This is a genomic window from Oleiphilus sp. HI0123, assembly GCF_001635315.1.
In genome coordinates this window covers 1-393 of the sequence record NZ_LWGE01000532.1, presented here as the reverse complement: position 1 = coordinate 393, position 393 = coordinate 1, and the positions used below count along the sequence as shown (strand labels likewise).

The 393-nt window shown below is 47.6% G+C and carries 1 pseudogene; it reads left to right on the top strand.

What is annotated here, in order from left to right:
* Positions 1 to 393, top strand: a pseudogene (locus A3761_RS26990) (hypothetical protein); the annotation flags it as partial.

Here is a 393-nt window from a genome sequence, read left to right as displayed (position 1 = left end):
GCCTTTGGGGTCGATGATGAAAATGGTGCGCTACTGGTATGTTGGGGGTCTGTACCTTGTTCTGATGACACGGAATGGTTCTTTGATGGGCAACTATCAGCTGAATCCTTCTTGATGGCAATGAATAATGGTGGGACTGGTGGTACTACAGTCGAAGATGCTGACGGTGATGGTATTGTCGATCAGGAAGATGCGTTTGTTGATGATGCGACAGAGCAGTTTGATACCGATGGCGATGGTATCGGTGATAACGCCGATGCTTGTCCATATACAGCTGATACCACATGCGATGGCTCGGGTGTTCCTAATATGTCTGGTGAGTACCTACTTGCCTGGAGTGTTGACGGAACTAACCCAGATAACGAGATGCTAAATGACTCTGGTGATCAATGT